Source organism: Phocaeicola sp. RTP21359st1_B8_RTP21360_211022 (assembly GCF_040911965.1).
Classification (GTDB): Bacteria; Bacteroidota; Bacteroidia; order Bacteroidales; family Bacteroidaceae; genus Phocaeicola; species Phocaeicola vulgatus.
In genome coordinates, this window is sequence record NZ_JBDFXP010000014.1 from 87,122 (window position 1) to 108,520 (window position 21,399).

Consider the following 21,399-nt stretch of genomic DNA (forward strand, 5'->3'; position numbering starts at 1 on the left):
ATGAAAATTATTTCGATGCTTCGAGTGACTCTTTTCTGAACTGTTTGAGAAGTTTTTCAAGTTCAAGTGATACTTTGCGGGCACGAGTTCCGGCAGCTTTGTTGCCTTTCTCCATCTGGAGGTTGGCATCTTTTGAGAATTGATCGAACAATTCACAGATTTGTGTAAATGTTTTTTCCATTGTTATGTTCTTAATATTATATAATACGCTGGCAAAGATAGCAAAAATATTTTTTTAGGACTTATATTAGCTCTGTTATATATTTCGCCTATAATATGATACCCCTTTTTATGTTTTTCCATTCTGAGTATTCCCTTATCGCACCATCGGCAAATCTGGCCGAAGAGATTTTATATGCAAAGGTACAGCGTCCGGACGATTGTCAAGCACCGCTATGCTAACGGTTCCTGGATATTTTACGGCAGCCTTCCTCAAATCAAAGATTGACTTTCAGTCCCCTTCTCATTGCAAGGTATAAAAGGACAAGCCTGCTTCTGCTCTTACATTCGAAGGTTGGGTATTCCGTTCCATTCCATTTACTGTTTACTTGTCTTATCGCCCTTATTCCACTGTTAATCCTGCATAAAAATCAATCCCCGGCAAGAAGCCGAAAGAGCTTCAAGCAAAGGGAAATAATAAATCAAAGAATATGGGAAAATACGATTTTATCAAGTTGGGTAATCTTCTTTATTGGCATGACCCAGATAGTGGTCTGTCTAATGGGGTTTACCAAGTGGCTTCTATTCCGGAAAACATTGAAGAGGATAGCGTTATTTTGATTGCATCTGATACTTCGGAAGCGGAGGTTTTTCCTTCTGAATTATCACCGATACATACCGGTAGAAGTCATAAAGAAGACTTTTTGCGTTGGAAAACAGAACGTGAAGCTGAAGGTATTGAGTTTTACGACCACCTTTCCAAGGTGATGGATACGGAAAACGACTTGAGTGTGGGAGATATGGTGGCGTTTACAAACGATTATGGAGTGATATTTGGACCTTGTGAGGTCTTAGCTTTTGGGAATCTCTGTAATAGTGGCAGATGTGTATATATTGACAGTGATTCTTATTGGTTTCCTAACCGTCCCGACCAACTCACCATCATGAGAGGTGCGGAATGACAATAACATATCCACCTGTAGCCAAAGCGGGTGGATAGCATTTCCTTGTATTGTATATTCAGCCCGATTACTCTTATAGCCATGCTCCACCGAACTCCCACAACCGGTCCTATTCCTTTTTTACTCGTCGTACTCCGTTTCTAAACAGTATAACACATTTATTGGCCTGACATTCTTGAAATTCACAACGGAAACAGCTTGGTTCCCGTGTGATGAAACACTTGAACTGGTATGTGAGAAATTCCCAACACTATGTTATTTCTATCAATCGGAAGAGTCGGGTCTGGCGGAGTACTGGACAAATGACCAAGAGAGTAAATACTTTCCCGAAAAGTACATTGCAGACCTATGTACTCCAGACGACAAATGGTACAAGGAATATTTTGTCAACCAGACAGAAGTATTCAAGTGGTTTGAGGTGATAAGCGGTCAGTCTGTCGAATCAATAACAGAAATTCTTGCTATTGCCGAACAACGGAAAGATGAAAACGACAATTCTTTCTGTAACATCTATGAATATGCCGCAGGCTAAGACTAATCCGATGCAGAAAACGAAATGACGGTATGCTGACAGCGTGCAGCGAACTATCATTATCCGATAAGCTTCTCTGATTTGCCATGCAGATTGGGGAGACTTTGTCGCCTTCAGTCCTTTTATACAGTCTCAGAGTGCTTCTCCAGTCTTTTATATTCTTCCAATCCGGATATTCTTTATATCGCACATCGGCAGTTCTTATCTGAGAGATTTTGTATGCAAAGATACAGCTTTAGAATGGTCGTCAAGTAACGCTGCGCTAACAGTTCCCGGATACTTGTGGCAGCCTTCCGCATATCGAAGATTTGGGTATTCCACTTCATTCCATCCACTGTTTACTTGCCTTATCCATCCTTTCCTTGCTGTCAATTTCGCATAAAAATCATTCCTGACAAGAAGCCGGAAGAGCTTCAAGTAAAGGGAATAAAGTTTAATCATTTAAATTTCAAAATTATGCACAGCCGAATTTTTCAGATTTCTAAAATGTGGATAGAAAAAGAAAACTATCTGAATGAAGACACTCTCCAGCAGGGAGATGGCAGTTTCTATGACTATTGTGCGGAGATAGATGACGAAAAACGTAAGGAAGATATTCGTTATTTGGTCAATACTGCTCTACCAAAAGGCATGTTCGAACTTGTAGGCGACGACACCATGCGCTACATTGGTGGTGTGGAACAATGGAAAGAGAATTTTGTGACTAACATCCGTAAGAAAGCTGAAGCTATTACAACCGAAAACATGTTGGAGTTTGTAGGTCCTGTTTATCAACTTGAAAAGGCATTGGAAAATCCATTGGATATTGCGTATCATTTCTATTTGGACGGAGATGGATACCAATCATTTGCCGAAAAATCTTTTGCATTTATGGAGTTTGTCTGTACGCTTGAACCGGGAACGATACTTTATATTGGAGGAGTCATCGACTATCACTTCTGATATTCCATATAAAATTTTTACGCAACTATATACTTTATTGTACCAACGATTGTGTATAATGACTGGTTGGACTTTAATGTGCCAATCTGCGACTTAGCAGATTGGCATTGTTAAAGCCACATCAGCTTATTATTCTCATGACAAACAATACAATTGCACGCGTTTTGCCTTTACACTGGTATCACGGAATATTTATAGAAAATCCACAAGCCCTTCTTGCATATATCTTCGAGCTTTTTCTTCCTCTTCAAGGGTTAAATCTCTGGAAATTTCCAGAAAACTCGCCCAGAATAGTGTTGACAATTTACCATATGCTTCATCTGATATTTGTTCGCCTTCTTGGAGTGATTTCATCCACTGTTGGTTCTTTTTTATAAACCCAATTGGATTTGTGAAAGAAGAAATATCCTCCCATCTATCATAGTTTAACCCTTCTGAAAGAGATTTCTTTTTCAATATATCATCACACTTTCCTTTGCAACAATAATATGCTTTTTGATAAACATCTTTTCCATTTGATGATTTTTGATTTGCTAACCATGTAACAAAAATTCCCATAGAATCTTTTTCAAGTAAATTTTTACCGCAGCACTCACATAAAATTTCTACTTTTTGAAATAATTTTCTGTTTTCCATAATGTTTTGTTTTAATGAATTATACAAAGGTAATGAATTTGTTTCAATAAAAATACTATAGATGCATATTTTGAAGTAAAAAATGGAGTATGCGCTTGTTTTTATTTTGAAGAATGATTCGATTTGCCGATGATTATAACCGAACAGTTTATCAAACACCTATTCTACTTGCTGAAATAGAATCACACGATTAAAAACATTTTTTTACTATTCTGGCTCCGGTGTTCTTCTTGTTGGTAAACGGTAATAGCTTCTTTTTATCAGTTAAGTCTTTCCGGTTTATTATTTTCCTTTTACTCTTTTATTATAATAACAAGACTTATAGGACAAAATTAGGGTATGCCAGTTTCCCAGCATACCCTACTAAAATTTTGCATACATAATTCGATTAAGTATTTTATATTGCACAAACCCCATAAAAAGTGTTAGTAGCATCTAACTGTTCTGGAGATGACCAATTAAGCCCATCATCCGAGGTTGTAATATATCCACCACCGTCATAAGTTCCGCATCCCACTACGATTTTTAAAGCCACCCGCAACTCAAGCGGGTGGTTATCATCTTCCTATATAACAGTCCGGTTACTTTTATAGACCATGTTCTGCCGAACCTCTGTTACCAATTCACAGCCTCTTTTACCGATTCTATATTACCTGTTCTAATTGTATTACATTCTCACAGTCCCGACATGCACCATTGTTTGTTTCGTGCGCAAAGGTACGGTGGCAAACGATGTTCAAGTACCGCTGTTGCTACCTGAAATGAAATTTGACGTAACCTTCCGCAATCACAGATTCCGGTATTCATAAAATTTCATTCCGGTTACTTGCTCATAGTTCTTGCATCCACCGTTGAAAATGCACATGAAACAACCTCTTGGGTAAAGTCGGAAGGCTTAAAGAAGAGGGAAATAAAAAACAACTTAAAAAAATAAATGCAATGAGAACTAAAACACTCTACAGATGCGATGCACAGAAAATAGACATCAGTCGTTTCCCTAACTTTCACATAACAGGAAGTATAACCGGAATGAAGAAACTCTATTATGGCAAGAATGCTCTATTGGTACGTTGCGGAAGCTGGATTTACAACGTGTCAAGTGAACCCGAAGTTTATTATAATATAGCACATTAGTAGTATGAAAAAAGGTTATAAAAAAGATTTTCAGAGTTGGAAAGGTATAGTAACTCTAAAATTACTTTGCTGCAATATAGCAGCAGGTCGTTTTGATTGGAAGAAATATTGTACGCCACAGCCTTATTGTGGTCAGGAGATTTGCGTTATACCGCTACATTGTTCTTATGGACAGATAGGCTACACTGTGTATTTCCCTTATTCTGATATGCCGGAAGTGGAATACGATTGGGAAATGAACAAATTAACTATTGACAAAGAGAATTGGGAGAATTATTTACAGAATTAATATTAAAAATATGGCACAGAATTTTTATACCAAATGGCAGAACGCAATCCTTGCAGATGCAGGAGTCTATGTTTCAAAAAAATACCGCAGTTTCCAAACGGCCTTAGTACGTGAGATTTCCAAGTACGCAACAGCCGTTGGCGCAAAAGTAACATTCAACTTAAAGGGGCATTATAATACCTCTTGTTTCATAGAACGTAACGGTAAATTCGTTTACATCAGTCACTCTTCCGGTTTGTCCCGAATGGGTAGCGGTGTAAAAATAGAACTCGATTCTTTCTTAATCCGGACAGCCCAACACGCGAAAGATTACAGAGGGGGACATAATCAGTATTGCGATATAACAAATTTACAGTCTATGATAGATAATTTGTTAGAGTAATAAAATAAATTCAAGAAAAGGTACGGAGCAAACAGCTCCGCATCTTTTTCCGTTTTATCGGCGCATTCCGCCGCTGTACTCTGCTTCTTGTAGCTCTTCCCGGTATTCCTCCATATTATTCAGCTTTTCGTTCACGGTTTGCAGGTTGGCATCCAACGAAGCATTATGGTCGTATGGGAAACGATGTTGTGCGACAAGTCCCGCATTAGTAACCGGCCCGATATCTATCATGTCGGATTCTTTATTATAGCTGACATACAGCACATCACCATTCGGCATTTCAAATGCAGGAATCTTTTGTTGTGTCATGATAGCGAATTGTTCCGCAGCCATCTCCTTGGCTACCCCTTTTAACGTATCTCCAGCATGTTCGATACCATAACGCCTGATATGGTCGCGTACTTCCTTTTCCGTGAATTTCAGCATCACTTCATAAGTTCCCCCGACACTCCCATTGTACACCACAGCAAAATCCTTGTCCTCAATCAAAAGATTGTCTCCTCGGTTCTGTATGGGAGAAGAATAAGTATATTCTTCGTTAATGCCGTTACCGTCATAATACTCCTTGGCGAGAGTCAGCAGTCCTTCGTAGTCCCCCTTATCCTTGAATGCGTCCAACCGCATCGTGTCATCGGTAAGCTGAAGATAGGCCACGGAAGAATAATACACTTTTTCTTTCGGTGCTACTGTTTGCTCTTCATCAATGTTCTGCTCCAATTCCAGTGCAATCTTATCCACCTTTTGGGTAATCAGAGAAGCCGCTCTTTTCACATCCAACAGAGTTGTCTTGATGAATTGTGGCGATTCCTTCAATTCGTCGAGCCATCCTTTGAGGTAGGCACAACTGTCCTCTTTTATATGTTTCGTCATGCCGTAACGTTGGGCAACCAATGCGCTACCTAACTCGGCTACCAATTCTTCGCGCGCATACTCTGCCGAGCCGAAAGTTGTCGGCTTGATACGGTCGAGAACTCCTTCCGCACCGGTCGAGTGTGTCATCTCATGGAATAGTGTTCCATAGAACGCCTCTCCAGATTTGAACTGTTCCTTTTCCGGCACAACGATTTCATTTCTCGATATAGAGTAGTAAGCGTTATCCTGATGCTGTGGTTTGATCGGACAAATCCACAGATTGTCCTTTATCAGCGCATCGACGGGAGCGAAGCTGAAATACTCTCCGTTCTCAATCTTCGGTAGCGAATACTCCTTTTCGAGTTTTTGCCACAGCTCCGGTCTTGCCTCCTGCAAGTTGGTCTGTGACACGTTAAAGACTCGGAATACCTGCATCTTAGGATAAACATTGTATTCCTTCTTCTCGTTATCAGATAGTTTTTTGTAGTCATCATACTTAATCTTCTCACCAGAATCCTTGTGTATGCAGGTAAATGTAGTCAGCATGATTGGGAATGATTTCTCTCCACGAAGTACAGAAACACGAGGTTTCTCCTGATTGTCCTTATCGGATTTGTTGAGTCGTTGTACACACTCAAAAGTGCAGAAGCGTGGAATCTTGTAACCTTCCTTTTCACAATGTATAAGCAACATAATGGCATTCATGCCATTATACTCGCGTCCGGAAAGATTGCAGGGCCATTGTAACGCTCCTTCCGTGAACCATGGCTTTCTCCAATCCTTACGGATACTCTCGATTTTCTCAATCATCATTTCAGCGAAGAGGTCTAATGCTTTATCTTCGCTGTTCGGCCCGTCCGTGTGCTGTTTTTTATATCCGGCCATATCCTTTACTGATTGGAATTAGACGAATCTGCTACATACTGTACAAGTTCTTCCACCTTGCATGAAACATTCAGCTTCCCGTTATATGCCGAAAGGGCTATTTCACCTTTGGCATCCACTCGCACGCCCGGCTGTAACCATGCTTCGCGTTCTTTGCCAAAACAGAAAAAACGTACCCATTGGTATTCAAATCCATCCTCTACTTTCTCCGTACTGAATGCCGAGAACATTGTGTAAGGCTGGTCTTTCTTATCCCTTTTTTCCTCGATATGCTGCCCGACCTTACCTCGAAATACCAATTCGCCCTTGACCGTATCTTTCGCATCTGCCGTAGCTGTACGAATTTCGTTAATAAAAAGATTGAAATAAAGTTTGTCACCACGGTGTTTGAGATACATTGTCCCCGAAACCTCGATGCGGGAACCATTTCGATATTTGGAAACCTCCTTTCCGGCAGTATCTTTGCTGACATCCACCTCAATAGGCATAGTCTTCCCGTCAGTGTCAGGGATCATTACTCGAAGAGGAAAAACCAGGAACGTTTTCCCTTCCTTATTGGTGCGTATCGACGCATCACGTCCGATAACGCCACATACCGTAACATTACATTTTATCATTTCTATTGTCTTTTAATGTGATACATAATCACCCGACAACTGTGTTGCCATGATTTGTTGTTGAACTGCTAAATCATTGCTCTTAATCGGGTGCTCGTATCATTGCCCAGATCAGCCATCCGGCAAGGAACAGTTGAACGCTCACGATAATGAGCGTTGCTACCCAGCCGAAGAGTTGGTAGCAGAGCAGGACATACAAGGCAAGGTAGGACAGTCCGAACAGACATCTGCATAGCTGTATCATCACGCATTTTACCATATCGCCACGCCTCTATCTTTTTAGGTTCTCTGTCTGTCCCTGCTGTTGGGACATCCCTTGTTCAAAATTCTGTGAAGCCGCTTCCGAGAGGATAACCGTATTCAGCATACCGGTTACACGTATCCTTTTGGCTTCTTCTGTGAGAGTATTGTTATTCAGTGTTGCCGACAGACGGCTTAACTCCGCAGTAGTCAACTCACGTGACATACGCAGTTCTCCATTGTTCACTCGCAGAATAGCCTTTCCATTTTCACTGATTGCCAGTTCGCAGTTTTTCATGCCCGGTAATAATGATTTCAGATTGATGCGTCCACTATCCATTTGTTTGGATATGGCAGTCTTTTGCTCCTCCTCGTTCTTGTTGTCGATTTGTACGGCCAATAGCATAAGGGAACTAAAGGCTGTCATCGCCATCTCTACTATAGGGTCATTGCATCCTGACATTCCCACACCGCTATCCTCTGACGAAAGCAACTTCTTCATCCATCCGTCGGGCGAAAGGTTTTTGCCGGCGGCATTCTCTTCTGTTCCTTTATATCGGGTGAGCAGGCTGTTCCCGTTGTGCAACACTTCCAATTTGATATTACCTTTCTGGGCGATTTCAGTCAGATAAGCCGCAGGGTCGATGTCACGCTTTGTTCCGTCTGCATAGAAGTTTGTCACGCCGAAATGTAGATGTTCGCCCGTTGTACGTGTACCTGTGTTGCCCGATGTGCCGAGCTTCCCACCGGCTTGTACTACATCACCGACCTTTACAGTAACCTCCTTAAGGTGCATATAAGTACATTGTACCTTGCTGCCATCCGTTCGGGTATATTCCACAGTCAGCGATTTCCCACCGGGCGTGTTCTTATTCTGATTCACAGCCACCACCTTCCCGTTGTTCTCAGTAGCCAGTACCGCATCGCCATTGCAACGGATATCAATTCCCTTGTGCATCTGTTGTTTCGTGTTGTCCATCGGATCTTGCCGCATACCGAAAGGCGAGGTAACAAAAAGAAACTCTTCACGCTCTACCGGGAATGAGTACTTCGCACCATACTCTGAATTTTCAGACGTTCGGAGAGGATTATGTTCCGTACCGAACCGCTTACCCTGTGTCTCCATTTCCTGCATCACCAGTTTGTCATACTGCTGTAAGCCATTTTGCTCTATAATCCGTTGCAGACTCTCGGCATATTCTCCGCCTGTGGCATAACCGGCCTGTTCGATATTTTGTGTCCAACCCTTGTAATCGTCGGGCGAAAGTGCAAAACATTGGGCATAGCGGCTGTTTTCTTTTAAAAAACGGGAGTGGTGTTCGTATGAATCACCCACACTGTCATAACTGCAAAACTTCTCATTCGGCTTATCGTCAGTATATATACCATACCTTCCTCCTTCGGCAATCCATGCAGGCGTAGCCTTGATGCCAAAATGATTGTTCTCATTCTGCGCCAAACGGCTTTGCCCGTTGGAACTTTCCAGTATGCCTTGTGCCAACGTCACGGATGCGGGGATTCCGTACCGGCGCATCTGCTCCATAGCATACTCTGCATATTTCATTGCGTATTGTTGGTTCTTGCTCATTTCCTTACTCCTTATCTATGAAAACCTCTGTGTGTTTCTTGTTCCTCCATGTCACTTATAGCAACCCGTGCCCCGGCACGGACGAGCTTAGACAGATAGTTGTCGAGCTGCTCCGTTGAAAATTCCGTTGAAGCCGTAATGTCCCCTTCCGGATACTCTTTTAGGGTTATGCCCAATATCTTTGCACCCTGTACCGCATCTTCGTTATAGAGCCGATAACCATCTTTCGTGCGAAGCAGTTGCAAGGCATCGGGATGATTCGCTTTAAGTTTGTCCCACAACTGCCGTTCCTGTGAAATACCCTTGTTGTCTGATTCCGTCCGTTCCTGCGCTACCGTTTCTATCGGCCACAACTCTGCTTCTTTCTGTTGTTTCTCTCCGGTGTGTGCCTCCTGCGATTGTCCTTTTTGTAGTACGTCTGCGAATAAGGTAGCTGCCAAATGACGTTTGTAGCTGTCACGCTCTTCCGCTATCCACATCCGCTGCCACTGTTGCGGAGTGACACTTCGGGCAGGCTGTTTCTGCCCATCAATAGTTGCGACGCATTGTATGCCGTCTTGTTTGGTTTTGAAAACCGAAACACGCTGAATACGGTTCAAGTCTATTTCCGGCATTTCGCTGCTGAACAAATCCACCTTCAGGTCAGGTTTGACCTCGGCCAGCGCATAATACTTGTGCGCCAGTTCCATCCGAACCTTACCGATGTTATCCATTGCTTGCTTGAGTGTTGAAAAGAAGCGGTTTATATCTTCTTTATCAGGATAGATGCTATATCCGCTCTTATTTTCGGGTTTGATATAAAGTGCCCATCGTTTCTTATCATCTTGAATCATCTCTACGTGGTCAAATCCGATCTCATTCGCCTGTTTGACCGCTGACGCCACGTCCAGTGTGGAGAGCTTCTCCATTGCCCAATTCTTCAGCCGGGCCAGCATAATCATCTTCTCGGCAAAATAACTGTCATCGGGTCGATAACCTAATGCACCATCCGTATTGTAGAAGCGTACCTGCTCGATTCCATCTTTCTGCAACGCTCGCATGATACGTCCCTTGTTCATTCCCGGTATCTCGTTATCTACCTCTGTAGAAGCCCCTGCTGGAAGAATTACATCTGCGGTTTTTGCCTGTGGGTCAATAACAAGCACAATTTTTTTCGTTTCTTTATCCGGATGCTGCCGAATCTCGTTCGACACAAAATAATGTTTGGGCATTTGCTCCTGCATGGTTGAAGTGTCCCGCCGGTTGCGCATGGTGGCGTATTCGATTTTCTCGCCCCGTTCCGCTTTATTGATTACTTCGATGGCATTGTTTACGTCACTTTCGAGAGCGTCCATCAAGTTCGGGTTCTCTTTCAGCTCCCGGCACCAGTATTCCACTGTCTTCAGACTTTCTTCAGACAACCGTGCTGGCAACCCCAGTTCCAACATTTTAATCCCTGAAGCCAGTTCCACTACCAACCGTTCCTGTCTGACAGCATCCTCCGAAGGAGCCACACCGTTCTTCATCACCATACCTTCACGCGCTAACCGTTGTTGGTGTCCGGTAGCACTCACGATTTGCCGCAAGGCTTCCTGTATATAGTCGTGATAATGTCTGAACTCTCTTTGTCGCGGCATATAGACCGCATCCTTATCTGTTTCGTAGTGGGGTACACCGCTTCCATCCAAACGAACAGGCACAAGGTTGTCTCGCATCCTCAGTAGGAAGTCGTTGAATTGAATATGCAACCGTCGGTTGTCAGCTTCCGTATATCCTCTTTCCACTGCACTTCCATACCGCCGCAACGTCGTTTCGTATCGCTCCTTATCCACGTAGGGCAGTGTCGTCTGGTCAATGTTGAACAAGGTGCGAATTTCACGGTTATGTACACCTTTATATAATTTTTGTTCCTCTTCATACAGTTTCATGTAGTCATCACGACTGATAACCTGTTCTGGATTATTGCGGTGAACGTACTTGTTCCAATTATAAAACAAAAATGGAACGCCTTGCTCATTCTCACGCACCGAGGCTCCTTGTGCCTTGGCATCGCTGAATAGCGTGAACTGGTTGGTTTTGCATCCATTTTTATCAGAATGCAGCGTCATGAATAGTGCATTGAATGCGCTGACAGAAACACCCTTTGGATAGAGGCGCGGGTATCCCTTTCCTGATGCGTTGAGCCAGTGTCCACCGGCATTCGAGGCTTCACTCAAAGCCGTAGAAAGCAAGGTGATTTGTTTTTCCTCGGCTTTCTTTTCGATTTGCGATTTTTCTTTCATATCGTTTATTTGATTATAGGATTATTGAATACCCCGTGGGCGCACGATGGTTTCCAGTTTTCCGTCCTCATAATTCCGTGCGGCAGCCTGGCGAAGCTGGTCGTTCTTGGCAAGGACAGCATTTGCCAGCGTGTTCAAAGGCAATGCCCCGGTACGGTAGGCTTCTGCTACAATCGGTGACAACTGGATGGTACACGGTACTCGGTCTATCGTGGCAATCAACGTACTATCTTGCAATACAGGGTTTACTATACGTGGGTTCAGAGTTTCATTTGTATAGCATCGGTACTGCACATTGTTCTCATTTGTTACGTTCAGTTTTCCCTCTGTTCGTTCTTTCAAGGCTTCGTGTCCTGCCTTATTCAACAAGTTCATACCTCCCAGGCCTATCAGGAGCATTTTCAGCAACGGGTTACGCACAAACATACCCGCCACAATGCTCGCTATCGGTAACATATTGTCTCCCAAATGCAATGATTCTGTCTTGCCTGTGAATATTCCCAGTAGAACATCAGGGAGCATGGCCATTACATAACCGAGATTGCCTGTGATATTACCTATGCCATCCAGTCCCAGCATACCAAGCAGTCCGCCCCAACCGTTTCCGTTTCCCTGTGCTACTTGCGCACTTTGTATCGTTTGTACATGTTGTTCCACATCATTGGCAGGAACAACAGTTTCATGCTTCTCTTCTTTCATAATTTCATCCTGTTCTGTCCTGACCATTTTCGCTTTGTCACGTTGTTCCAAAGACTGCAAGTAGGCTTCTTCCTGTCCGGGAGCAACAACAATCGGCACACCCTTGTACCGTTCCTCATGTTTCTGTTCTTCCTTGCTCTGTACATTCGGCCACAATAAACCGCTATTCTGGTTTTGTGTCCATTCCATGAAGCCAAAGTCCATGACAGGGATTTTCTTTTTCAGTTGCTTGTTGTCTGTACCAATCGCCGTGTTCTCTTTGATTTGTATTTGGGCTGCCTCTTTGCGAAAATCGTCGAATACGTTTCTGTCTCTGCCGAACACTCCTTTACTGATGCACTGTTCTACTGAAAGGGTATCAGGCTTCTTGCCTTCAAAATGATTGGTGATGGCTGCAATAGCCACATCTGCACCGGTAAACTTTGCCAGTGCCGTCCATGAACCAATACCACCCATCATCAGGGTATCTGCGGCTGTGCCCAACATCCATCCCGTACCTTTTTCCCATCTGTTCGGGCGGTAAGCTGCTTCGCCTCGTGCCTCTATTTCATCGGTCAGCGGTGAACGGCTTAACGTCTGCGATAATCCCAGCAGACTCGATTCGGCAGCCTTTCGGATAATGTAGTCAGCGGAAGACTTGGGCATACGTTCTTTCACCAACCGGTCAATCATCAGTTCCTCTATCCGGTGGTCCATATAGGCATAGGCGAGGTCACAACCGAGCTGTTCTGACAACTCATTGTAACGTGCCCTTCCGATTTCCTGCACGACGGTATCCCGCCACTGCCCGGCCATATACGCAAGGTCTTGCTGCATTTCCTCGGAACCGGTAATCTCCGTCTTGCACATCTCGATATAGTCCTCTGTTGTTTTGGAGTTCCATTCGCCTGTGACCTTGAGTGCTTGATAGGGGTCGCTCATTGGTTGTGCCGAAGATGCCATCATACTGAGAATACCACCTAAAGAGGTAGAATATTCTTTCATTTCCTCTCCCTGATTCCGTATGAGGTCAGTCCGCGTTTTTGACATGATGGGTGCGATATGGCAGTTGAAATAGTCGTTCACGAGGCGTTCCATTTCTGCAAATCGTCCGCTATGCTTGATTCCGTCCATAGTGTATTATATGTTTATCCTATTCTATTCATTAATAATTGCTCTTTTGTCTGCTCGATGGCGTTGTGGTAAATTTCCATCTGTTTGGGATAAAACTCTTCCAGCCATACATCCTTCTCGATGTTGTCGTGAATGAAGCGTATCGCTTGTTCTCGCTCAATCTCCACCGATGCTTCGCCCTCTTCCCGGTTATTGAACCATGCTTTCGTCCACCAGCGCACACCGGCCCGGTCAGGATATACCGTGACTGCTCTCGGTATGTCAAAGCTCTGGATGTCTATGTCTAATTCTGCCAGTGGGTCAATGATACCACTATGGGTCAGGGCTTCGTCGTAGAGTTTTTTTTTACATCATCGCCCATCGTCGATAAGTACACGCCATGCCGTAGGGCAAGGTAATGCAGGAAGTCCGCAATGAGTAGGTTCTGCACCTTACAAGCAAGCGGCATTGCTTTATGTCCCAGTCCGAGTGGGTTGGATATACTTGGCATATTTTCATAGAAGTATTCTTTGACTGCTCCCATTGTAAAGACATGGCGGAGTGACTGCTCCGTATGTGGAGGAAGTCGGTATGCACCACGCTGTAAGTCTTCCATGTAGTAGGGCAGGAAACGTAGCATCAATTCCTCTATTTCCTGTCTGTCCTGCTCGTAATCGGTGGTCAGTGCCATCTCCATGTTGGGAGATGTTGCCGCTTCGCCTCCATCAGCATGACACAATGCTTGGATATTCCCATACAGCATGGTTAGAAATTCCAGCGGATTCAGTTCCTCACCCTTGAAGCGTATCCCGATATGCAGCTTGTCACCGCTTAAAGCTACAGTCTGTCCGGCCTTGACACGCTGTCCGAACTGGGCGAAGACATTTGACAAATGCCCATAGGTCACTTCATACTCCCCATAGCGTATAGTTTGGCAGATGCCGAGTGTAGGGTCATTGCCTATACCTGACACAATACCGCTGGCAACAGCCGCCAGCGTGTAACACCGTACATCGAAGTCGATGCCATGATGAAAATATGTTTTGCCCGTTGCCGGATCGGTTTGTTCGCCGTAGCCGAGCGATAGTTTCACATCCTTGCCCTTCCGTTCTTCAAAAGGCATACAGTATCCACTTTCGGATTGCAGGATCATTTCTTCTGTATATTTCATTATGTGATTATATTTGATTCGTATTCTTATTCTTATCTTTTCATCCCTCCGTTATTCGTCTGTTCTTCAACGGGAAGAGCGGGTGTCTGTATTCGTTGTATGCTTCTCGTATCAGGTGTGCGGAAAATACCGGCATTGTTGCCGATAAGCATCATGCCGAGAAATGCACCGGCAATCTTGCCCAGCCAGCCGAAGCGTCCGAATATAAGAAATGCTGCTGCGACCAGTCCCGCTATACTCAATCCCGACACGTTACCCTGTCCGAGATTACGGAAAAAGTTACCGAACATATCGGAAACTCCGCCATTGGAGACTTGCCGTAGAAAATTCGATACTCCACCCAGTTTTGAGTCTATGCCGGCTACCGTACCGCTGACGGAACCGACTGCTTCTCCGGCTTTGCTTGTCAGTTCTCGCACACCGTCCGCTGCATCTGCAAGGGTATCCGTAGCCGATTTCCCTATGACCGCATCGCTTACGATATGTACCACGCTCTTATCTGTGGTTAGTTTCTCCCAACCCACATAACCGACTGCACCGCCGATGGCTGCGGTCTTGACGGCTTGTCCTGTGCCCCGTAAGGTTTGTGAAGGATGCAGTGCAGCATGTCCCATACTTCTTCCGGTAGCTTTTGCTGCTTTGCCGCCATATTTTAATATTGAATCCCAAATTCCCATATCATTACATTTTTAAGGTCTTACATTCTTTCCAATCTGTCGCCAACGTCGCTTGGCTGCGTCCACGATACTACGTTTATCGGCTTCGGGATGTGCACCCTCGTCGATTTCCCGCCAAATGTCGCCCATTGTCGTGTACTTTACCGCTTTGGTCAGTCGTTGCAGCTTTGTGTTCATTGTTTTGAGCTTTGGACGGATGCCAAAGACAATTTCCATACGCTCTTTTTCCGTCATCTTGTTCTCCGAAAGGCACGCTGTGCGTATATCGTTCACAATTTCTACACTGTTCATCATCAGTTCCCTATAAATCTTGTTGCGCTGTGTGGATAGGGCTACGGCAAGCGTATTGGCTGGACTTCGCTTCAATTGTTTGGTGAAGTCGCCCATATTGTCTGTCAGCCTCGATACCTCATAATAGAACCCATAAGTTTGCGCCGCATAGCAGACTATTGACCGGAAAGAGTTTAGATAGTTATTAAACTCTCGTTGCAGGTCTGTTGTCGCCTGCACTTCTTCTTTTGTCCAAATATGTCCGGTGGTCTGCATCAGCATGACCTTTTCCTGATTCTTCAGCTCCTTCTCTGCCTTTTCGGTATATACTGCAATCATTCCGGCCAGTACAGGGTCATTCTGCGCTTGTACCTCACCGATACCGATAAGACACAGCAGTAATATACTTATCCAAATTGTCCATTTCATAACTGATATATTTTATCGGACGAGAACTGCCGCCCTGTGCCAATGGGACAGAGCCATACGAGCTGCCTCACCGTTGTCACGGTCAAGCATTCCTGCCGTTACGTTGTTCCACACATCATTGAAAGTATAGTACCGTATGCTCAAATAGAGCAGATGCAACTTCCGGCTAAAATCCGATAGTTGGTCGTTCAACGCCCATAGCGTCTTGCTGCGTTCTGCCCCCGTAAGCATGTTTTCGTTGCTACCTTTGGCCACAGCGTCATTCAGCAATGTAAAAACAGAGACAAGTTCCGTTGCTGTTTCTATATAGAGGTTGTTCATGTTCATACTGGCCACAATGCCCTGCGGATTGTTTTGGATGGCCTTGCCTAATTTCCCCAGCGTGAGGAAAATCCGCACACCGTCATTGTAGAGATGCGTACAGGCTTTCAGTGATGAAGCGTAACCGCTTGCTGTCTTGAGGTAACTGTTGTACTGCTTCTCCCACTTGTGGATTTGGTTGAACTCGGTAGCGATGCTGTTTTGGAGCAAGGCTGTTTGTGTCTGTCCCTTTATTTGTTTTTCAATCTGCCCGTTTATCAGTTCGTTACCTTCGGCCAATGCAGTCCATTCCAACGGATTGGAAGCCGCAATTTGGGCTTCTGCCACCTGTGGAAGCAGGCATACCAGCGAGACAACCAGCCCCAGACTAATGATTCGTGATTTCATATATTCCCTTTTTTCGTTTGTTAGTTTCTACCCGTTCACGGATAATTGACACGAGGTCGTCCCTATGGAAGATACCGATCAGGTCAAGACGGGGCGTGTTTCTGTCCATTGAAAGGATACGTACGGTTTTCAGCCCACAAAATTGTTGCAGCAGGCTTTGGTGCTCTTGAAAATCCACGATACGATATAGCTCCATATAATCCACTTTGCGACGGATAATACCGTATTCACTGACAAGTTGTTCCGTGCCGATGCAATAACGGATTCGCCGCAGGTAGAGATAACGGTAGAGTAACAGTAACGAGAGTATCAAGGCAATTACTGTGGCAATAGCTGTCAATGGCAGCCCTTCCATGCCTCCGTACACCCATACAGTGCCGCACAGCACGAGAGTGGGCAGCTCGTTGATGACAAATTGCCCGGTATGTGGATGGATGACAATGGTTTTGTGACAAGTTCTCTGCATAGGTTTTATGGATTATCGGTGAAAACGGGAATGAAAGTCTTCTCTCATTCCGGAAAGAGAATTGGTTATATCCACTTCCAACCGGGCAAGTTCTTCCCGTATCTTGTACATTTCCTGAAAACCCTTATCTGACATTCCTTGGTCATTGGTTTCAAAGGAGAATATTACTCTGTCCGCACGTTCAAGACGCTTTCGCACAGCCTCATGGTCTGCTTCGTCGTATAATCCGTTTCGGATATGTTCCGGATTGACTTCGGGCAAATCGGACAAGGCATGATTCAGCGTGGCTTTACCGCTGATCTCCCAATCGTCAAGGTTGTCCTTCTCTGGTTTTATCCGTTTGCCGAGTAGCTGGTCGTTCCAATCCTTATAACCCTCTGCGGCAGATTCATACAAGATGCATCCTGTAGCTTCCGGACCGGAAATGGAAGCATCAATCGCTTTTTCGATGGCTTCCAGATTGCTTCTCATTTTCTCTAATTCTTCCTCACTGGCAGAACCTTCGTCACGAGCCATTTCGTACTCATCCATACAAACCATTTTCATTTCCTGTAGATAGCCGTCACCAATTCCCATGTCGTCACGCTCCCCATTCTTCAAATTTTGTTTTGCATCATTTATACCCAGAATGGCTGTAATCTTTTCAAAATTGAATGGTTCAAGTTCTATTTCATACTGTGAATAGTCTTCGCTGTTGTTCTGTACAATCAGTCTGCCGGTTTGTGACAGACAGGTGGAGAAGTTCCAGCCTGCATGAGTGAGAGCAAAGTGGATAGCATAGACTTGTCCGGCACGGTCATGATCGAAGCAAAGATGATGTGAGGCATGGGGAGTTGCTTTTATCGCTCCTTTGAATTGCTGCTGGCTCGGTGCCCCTCCGGTAGAGATGAATACCGCCTTTCGCAGATCCTTGTTCTGTGCCTGATGAAGTTGGTAATATGCCATCGCATCATAAGCACTTTCGAACCAATAGATATGTTTGGCGGAGGTGAGAGAAGTGCGGGCAGGGCTGGCAATCCACAGTCCCTCGCTTGAATTGCTCCCTGCGGCTTTGCCTTTGTAGCTGCCGCTCCCGTCCATACGGGCACGTCCTCGTTCTTCAAGTCCCACAATCGCTCCGTCGCCTTTGGGCAGGGTTAGTGGAAAGGACAGGTTCGTGTAGGTCGCACCGTCCTCCCGATGTTTCGTAGCCAGATAAAAATGCCGATGGAAGGCATATTGTGTATAAAGGTCGATACCTCGGCTTTTAAAATAAGGATAAAATTTTTTCTGCGTTTCCCGATTCTGCGGATTGAACTTATGAATGTCGTAATCCGCTATGTCAAATGGCTTTACATCTCGTTTAGGGTTCACTATTCGGGTTTTCCGTTCAGTGACAGGAATGTTCAGTAATCTGTTACAGACAAGATTCACCAGTCTGTCCGGAGACATACCCGCATGGTACTCCGTGAAAAAGTGCGGATGCTCCTTGATGAAGGAAATGATGTTATAAACTTTCTGTTGTTGTGCGTGGAAACAGCATTTTCCTTGTTGTGTCACAATAAATTTGTCACCACGGATACGTCTGCCGTCGCTGTCCAAACGAACATACGAGGGATAGCGCAGACCGTCACGACGGTTCAGGTGATACCCTGCATCAATCAATACGTCCTGGATGTTTAGTCGTTGCAGAAAGTCATCGTATGTAAGGTCTCCGTCTCTCATAGGTTTACCTCCCTCTTCTCATTTCATTAATATCTTGATTCATCTGTGCCTCGAAATTACGGATGGCCACATCTCTCGGTGTATCTACGCCGGGCTTGAAGTATGGATGTGGCGGTCCGCTGAAACGTTCGCCATAGAACTCCGGAGAGTAGTGGTGATGGAAGCCATGTGCGACTTCCGATGCCACCACCGCACCGGCGGTAAGGGCAGCGAATATCTTCACGCCAAGCCCCTTGTTCGCTTCAGGACGTGTCTTCATATCCACCTCGTTGAAAATCTTCGAAAAAAGTTTCATCCGGTGGTAATCATCCACAGCAAGAAACTTGTCGTAGTCTTTCTGGCTGATTTCGTGGCTGATGACCTGTCCGTCAATAACAGCGGACATCTTGTATTTACCCTCCGTCTGTGCCGGTTGCACGGCAATGTCACTGACCTCTACTTCCCGGCCATGTTTCTCCTCACGATACCAGCCTTTGCTTTCGTTGAGTAGTTGCAGGTCACGCCCGTCCACGGCTGCACCGATACTGCCCTGTATGTATTCCTGCCGCATCGGAGTTTCTTGCTGCATGAATAATTCTTGTTCCTGCCGCTGCCGTTCTTCCAGTTCATGCCGCACTTCGGGATGCAGGCCGATACTGATGTGTTGTTCGCTGTTGAGCTGTTCCATCGTTACTTTATCGGCAAAGTCCGCTCCGATAATGCCGTTCAGCAGATCCAGCCGTTTCTCCACAGGTTGTTCCTCGATGGATGCGGTAGCCAGTTTTTTCACTTCTTCTTCCGTCAGGTCATAGACCATATCGGCATTGACACTTTCCGATTGTACGGTCAGTGTCCTCCGTTCCATATCCACGATAAGACCGTGCGAAGTAAGGCACTCCGACCATTTCTCGTTGGAAAAATAGACTGGTGAAGCAATCAACTCCTTGTATGCTTGTGCCGGTTCCTTGCTGCGCGGACGGCTGACAAGCGGTGTAATGACCTCCTGCAAGTTCTTCAATACATCTTGCTGTACAATGGGTTGCTCCTGTTGACCGCCTTTGTAGTAAAAGCCGTAGCCACCCGATTGCAGTTCGCCGGGCTTCATGCGCCCGTCTGGGCGTTCGGGTACGATGGATGGCCCCGGAAAGAAAAGCTGCCCACCAACTCTGCGTAGGTGGAAACCCCACTGTTCGCGTGGTGTCCAACCAAGGAATGGAGGGGGCATACCCAGTCGCCCCATGTGTCCGTACTCACCGATACCGATGCGGTAGCCATGTAGCCCCATCGCCACGCGACCGTTGGCATTGCGGGCATGGACGAAATTTTTCGGCATATAGAAGTCTTTTCCTATGATACTCGTGAGTATGTTGTAGGCTTTCTTGTTGGCCGTATTCGTTCCCCAGTCCGTCAGAGCCAACATCTGTCGTTCTGTTATAGGATAGACCAATAACGGTGAATCATGCCCTTGCACAATCAGCCGGTAGCCGCCTCCGTCAAATGCGACATGGGCTTGAAGTCCGTTACGCATCAGTAGATTGCGCATTTCGGGTTGCAAGTCCATCTGCCGAGGATTAGTGTTTGTTCGTATCGTCATAGTCTGATGTTATGATGGTTACTTGTTATGCGTTGCCGTATTTCATAGCCGCTTCCAATTGTTCGTCTTTGAAACGGACAAACCCGGCGGCAGAATCTTCGCAGACCGTGAGTCCTTTTTCCTCACAGTAATGGGCGTACTCCTCCTGCCACTCGGCAGAAAAATGGTTGATGTAATCGAGCCAGCCGTATTCGCCGCTCTGCATCTTCTCGACGAGAATCTCTTCGGGATAATATTTCTGTTGTGCCATACGCTTATATTAAATAGGTTTTATTTGTGAATACCTGCCATTCGGTTACGCTCACCGCTTTTCTTCTGTTCGTTCCACAGTTCTTCGGTGTATTCCTCCTCTGGAACGTAGTCGAGAATGCCGTCATCATCCATCACCCAGCAACCGTAGCAACCGAAGGTGTACTTATCCCATTCACGCTTGGGTTGCTCTTTCCATTTCTGCGCGTCACCTGCGCAGAAACGGATGCCTGTCTTGTTGTGAAGGTCGATGCCTACCGTGACAGGTTCGCCATCCACTGCCACCGTCAGAGGCTCACCATGCTGCATTCCGTTTACTTCTACTGTACCTAAGTGCATTACCTCTGCCAGCACTTTCAGGTTACGGGCGATGATGGGTGTCGGAACATACATCACCTGTTTTGTCTCCTCGTCGATTTGCACGAAAGCTTTACTGCGTCGTCCGTCCGCCATAGCCACGTCTGCAATGATGGATTTGCCGTCAAGCAACTGTTTTTGCTGCTCCTCGTTGTAGCATTCCAGTGGTGACGACTTCAGTGTGGGATAAAAGACCACATCCACCTCGCCGCTATCCATACGGATAAAGGCAAACCGACTGCGACTCTCGATTACTTCGCCATTCTCGTTAGTGACACGCATGGGCAGTACCGGCGAGTAGCCGCCTTTCCCGATTTCTTTCAGGATACACAGGGGCAAATCTTCAATCATTTCTTGGGTAAGCCCAAAGCGGGCCAATGTCGGATAAGGCAGTTCGTTGAACTCAAATTGTTCTTTTTTCATATTCTGAACGATGTTATAAAATTATACTCAGCAAATATAGAGCGATTTCTTATCTGATGACTAAAACATTTCTTTATAAGTGATTATAAAGTGATATTTTTA

25 protein-coding genes are annotated in these 21,399 nt (G+C 45.2%); 6 read left to right on the forward strand and 19 right to left on the reverse strand.

Translation table 11 applies throughout. The features are described 5' to 3' along the window. Window positions 1–7 precede the first annotated feature (7 nt). On the reverse strand, window positions 8–181 hold the full coding sequence (locus AB5062_RS09360) for a histone H1 (RefSeq protein ID WP_004308720.1): 174 nt from the start codon (window positions 179–181) through the stop codon (window positions 8–10). Window positions 182–650: 469 nt separating this feature from the next. Here AB5062_RS09360 and AB5062_RS09365 point away from each other — a divergent pair, with 469 nt between their 5' ends. Together AB5062_RS09365 and AB5062_RS09370 are read left to right on the forward strand one after the other, a co-directional pair. Continuing rightward, window positions 651–1,121: a hypothetical protein gene (locus AB5062_RS09365; protein ID WP_004308716.1), complete on the forward strand. Its 471-nt coding sequence runs from the start codon at window positions 651–653 to the stop codon at window positions 1,119–1,121. Window positions 1,122–1,296: 175 nt separating this feature from the next. After that, window positions 1,297–1,653, forward strand: a complete 357-nt coding sequence (locus tag AB5062_RS09370) for a hypothetical protein (RefSeq protein ID WP_004308712.1) — start codon at window positions 1,297–1,299, stop codon at window positions 1,651–1,653. Between the two features lie 201 nt (window positions 1,654–1,854). On the opposite strand, the gene AB5062_RS09375 is transcribed toward AB5062_RS09370, so the two are convergent. Then, complete coding sequence (locus AB5062_RS09375) at window positions 1,855–2,094, reverse strand: hypothetical protein (protein ID WP_004323430.1); 240 nt, start codon at window positions 2,092–2,094, stop codon at window positions 1,855–1,857. 15 nt (window positions 2,095–2,109) lie between these two features. On the opposite strand from AB5062_RS09375, the gene AB5062_RS09380 reads away from it, so the two are divergent. Next, on the forward strand, window positions 2,110–2,595 hold the full coding sequence (locus AB5062_RS09380) for a hypothetical protein (RefSeq protein WP_005777225.1): 486 nt from the start codon (window positions 2,110–2,112) through the stop codon (window positions 2,593–2,595). Between the two features lie 192 nt (window positions 2,596–2,787). Here the strand turns inward: AB5062_RS09380 and AB5062_RS09385 are convergent, their stop codons facing one another. Further along, window positions 2,788–3,231: a hypothetical protein gene (locus AB5062_RS09385; RefSeq protein WP_005777227.1), complete on the reverse strand. Its 444-nt coding sequence runs from the start codon at window positions 3,229–3,231 to the stop codon at window positions 2,788–2,790. A 939-nt stretch (window positions 3,232–4,170) separates the two neighbouring features. Between AB5062_RS09385 and AB5062_RS09390 the strand changes: the two genes are divergently transcribed. Genes AB5062_RS09390 through AB5062_RS09400 form a run of 3 tightly spaced genes read left to right on the forward strand, consistent with a single transcriptional unit; the run spans window position 4,171 to window position 5,036 of the window. Further along, a complete protein-coding gene (locus AB5062_RS09390; RefSeq protein ID WP_004313635.1) occupies window positions 4,171–4,365 on the forward strand; it encodes a hypothetical protein in 195 nt (64 codons plus the stop codon). 4 nt (window positions 4,366–4,369) lie between these two features. Then, entirely contained in the window at window positions 4,370–4,654 is a 285-nt protein-coding gene (locus AB5062_RS09395) for a hypothetical protein (protein WP_004308705.1), read from the forward strand. Window positions 4,655–4,664: 10 nt separating this feature from the next. Beyond that, entirely contained in the window at window positions 4,665–5,036 is a 372-nt protein-coding gene (locus AB5062_RS09400) for a hypothetical protein (protein ID WP_004308703.1), read from the forward strand. Between the two features lie 54 nt (window positions 5,037–5,090). Here AB5062_RS09400 and AB5062_RS09405 read toward each other — a convergent pair whose 3' ends face one another. From AB5062_RS09405 to AB5062_RS09480, 16 genes are all read right to left on the reverse strand, one after another. After that, window positions 5,091–6,773, reverse strand: coding sequence for a zincin-like metallopeptidase domain-containing protein (locus AB5062_RS09405; protein WP_009040987.1), 1,683 nt, complete (start codon window positions 6,771–6,773; stop codon window positions 5,091–5,093). 5 nt (window positions 6,774–6,778) lie between these two features. Continuing rightward, window positions 6,779–7,390 carry a hypothetical protein gene (locus tag AB5062_RS09410; protein ID WP_009040988.1) on the reverse strand — a complete coding sequence of 204 codons (612 nt, stop codon included), beginning with the start codon at window positions 7,388–7,390 and terminating at the stop codon, window positions 6,779–6,781. An 82-nt stretch (window positions 7,391–7,472) separates the two neighbouring features. Beyond that, the gene (locus tag AB5062_RS09415) at window positions 7,473–7,649 is read right to left on the reverse strand and encodes a hypothetical protein (protein ID WP_004313634.1); all 177 of its coding nucleotides are present in this window, start codon (window positions 7,647–7,649) and stop codon (window positions 7,473–7,475) included. Between the two features lie 12 nt (window positions 7,650–7,661). Beyond that, window positions 7,662–9,218, reverse strand: a complete 1,557-nt coding sequence (locus AB5062_RS09420) for a glucosaminidase domain-containing protein (protein ID WP_004308692.1) — start codon at window positions 9,216–9,218, stop codon at window positions 7,662–7,664. 11 nt (window positions 9,219–9,229) lie between these two features. Next, complete coding sequence (locus AB5062_RS09425) at window positions 9,230–11,479, reverse strand: zincin-like metallopeptidase domain-containing protein (RefSeq protein ID WP_009040989.1); 2,250 nt, start codon at window positions 11,477–11,479, stop codon at window positions 9,230–9,232. A 21-nt stretch (window positions 11,480–11,500) separates the two neighbouring features. Further along, on the reverse strand, window positions 11,501–13,291 hold the full coding sequence (locus AB5062_RS09430) for a hypothetical protein (RefSeq protein ID WP_009040990.1): 1,791 nt from the start codon (window positions 13,289–13,291) through the stop codon (window positions 11,501–11,503). Window positions 13,292–13,305: 14 nt separating this feature from the next. Continuing rightward, the gene (locus AB5062_RS09435) at window positions 13,306–13,587 is read right to left on the reverse strand and encodes a hypothetical protein (RefSeq protein WP_009017568.1); all 282 of its coding nucleotides are present in this window, start codon (window positions 13,585–13,587) and stop codon (window positions 13,306–13,308) included. A 23-nt stretch (window positions 13,588–13,610) separates the two neighbouring features. Then, window positions 13,611–14,441 carry a M23 family metallopeptidase gene (locus tag AB5062_RS09440; protein ID WP_009040991.1) on the reverse strand — a complete coding sequence of 277 codons (831 nt, stop codon included), beginning with the start codon at window positions 14,439–14,441 and terminating at the stop codon, window positions 13,611–13,613. A gap of 32 nt (window positions 14,442–14,473) precedes the next feature. Next, window positions 14,474–15,118, reverse strand: a complete 645-nt coding sequence (locus AB5062_RS09445) for a hypothetical protein (protein WP_009040992.1) — start codon at window positions 15,116–15,118, stop codon at window positions 14,474–14,476. 12 nt (window positions 15,119–15,130) lie between these two features. Next, window positions 15,131–15,817 carry a hypothetical protein gene (locus AB5062_RS09450; RefSeq protein ID WP_009040993.1) on the reverse strand — a complete coding sequence of 229 codons (687 nt, stop codon included), beginning with the start codon at window positions 15,815–15,817 and terminating at the stop codon, window positions 15,131–15,133. A 12-nt stretch (window positions 15,818–15,829) separates the two neighbouring features. After that, the gene (locus tag AB5062_RS09455) at window positions 15,830–16,525 is read right to left on the reverse strand and encodes a hypothetical protein (protein WP_009040994.1); all 696 of its coding nucleotides are present in this window, start codon (window positions 16,523–16,525) and stop codon (window positions 15,830–15,832) included. Further along, window positions 16,506–16,991, reverse strand: a complete 486-nt coding sequence (locus tag AB5062_RS09460; protein ID WP_004313632.1) for a PH domain-containing protein — start codon at window positions 16,989–16,991, stop codon at window positions 16,506–16,508. The genes AB5062_RS09455 and AB5062_RS09460 overlap by 20 nt, the downstream gene beginning before the upstream one ends. Before the next feature lie 12 nt (window positions 16,992–17,003). Continuing rightward, a complete protein-coding gene (locus tag AB5062_RS09465) occupies window positions 17,004–18,695 on the reverse strand; it encodes a toprim domain-containing protein (protein WP_009040995.1) in 1,692 nt (563 codons plus the stop codon). Window positions 18,696–18,699: 4 nt separating this feature from the next. Further along, window positions 18,700–20,268 (reverse strand): hypothetical protein, encoded by a 1,569-nt coding sequence (locus AB5062_RS09470; RefSeq protein ID WP_009040996.1) that lies wholly within the window; start codon window positions 20,266–20,268, stop codon window positions 18,700–18,702. 25 nt (window positions 20,269–20,293) lie between these two features. Further along, window positions 20,294–20,518 (reverse strand): hypothetical protein, encoded by a 225-nt coding sequence (locus tag AB5062_RS09475; protein ID WP_005836766.1) that lies wholly within the window; start codon window positions 20,516–20,518, stop codon window positions 20,294–20,296. A gap of 20 nt (window positions 20,519–20,538) precedes the next feature. Next, a complete protein-coding gene (locus AB5062_RS09480) occupies window positions 20,539–21,297 on the reverse strand; it encodes a DUF4099 domain-containing protein (RefSeq protein WP_009040997.1) in 759 nt (252 codons plus the stop codon). Window positions 21,298–21,399 lie beyond the last annotated feature (102 nt).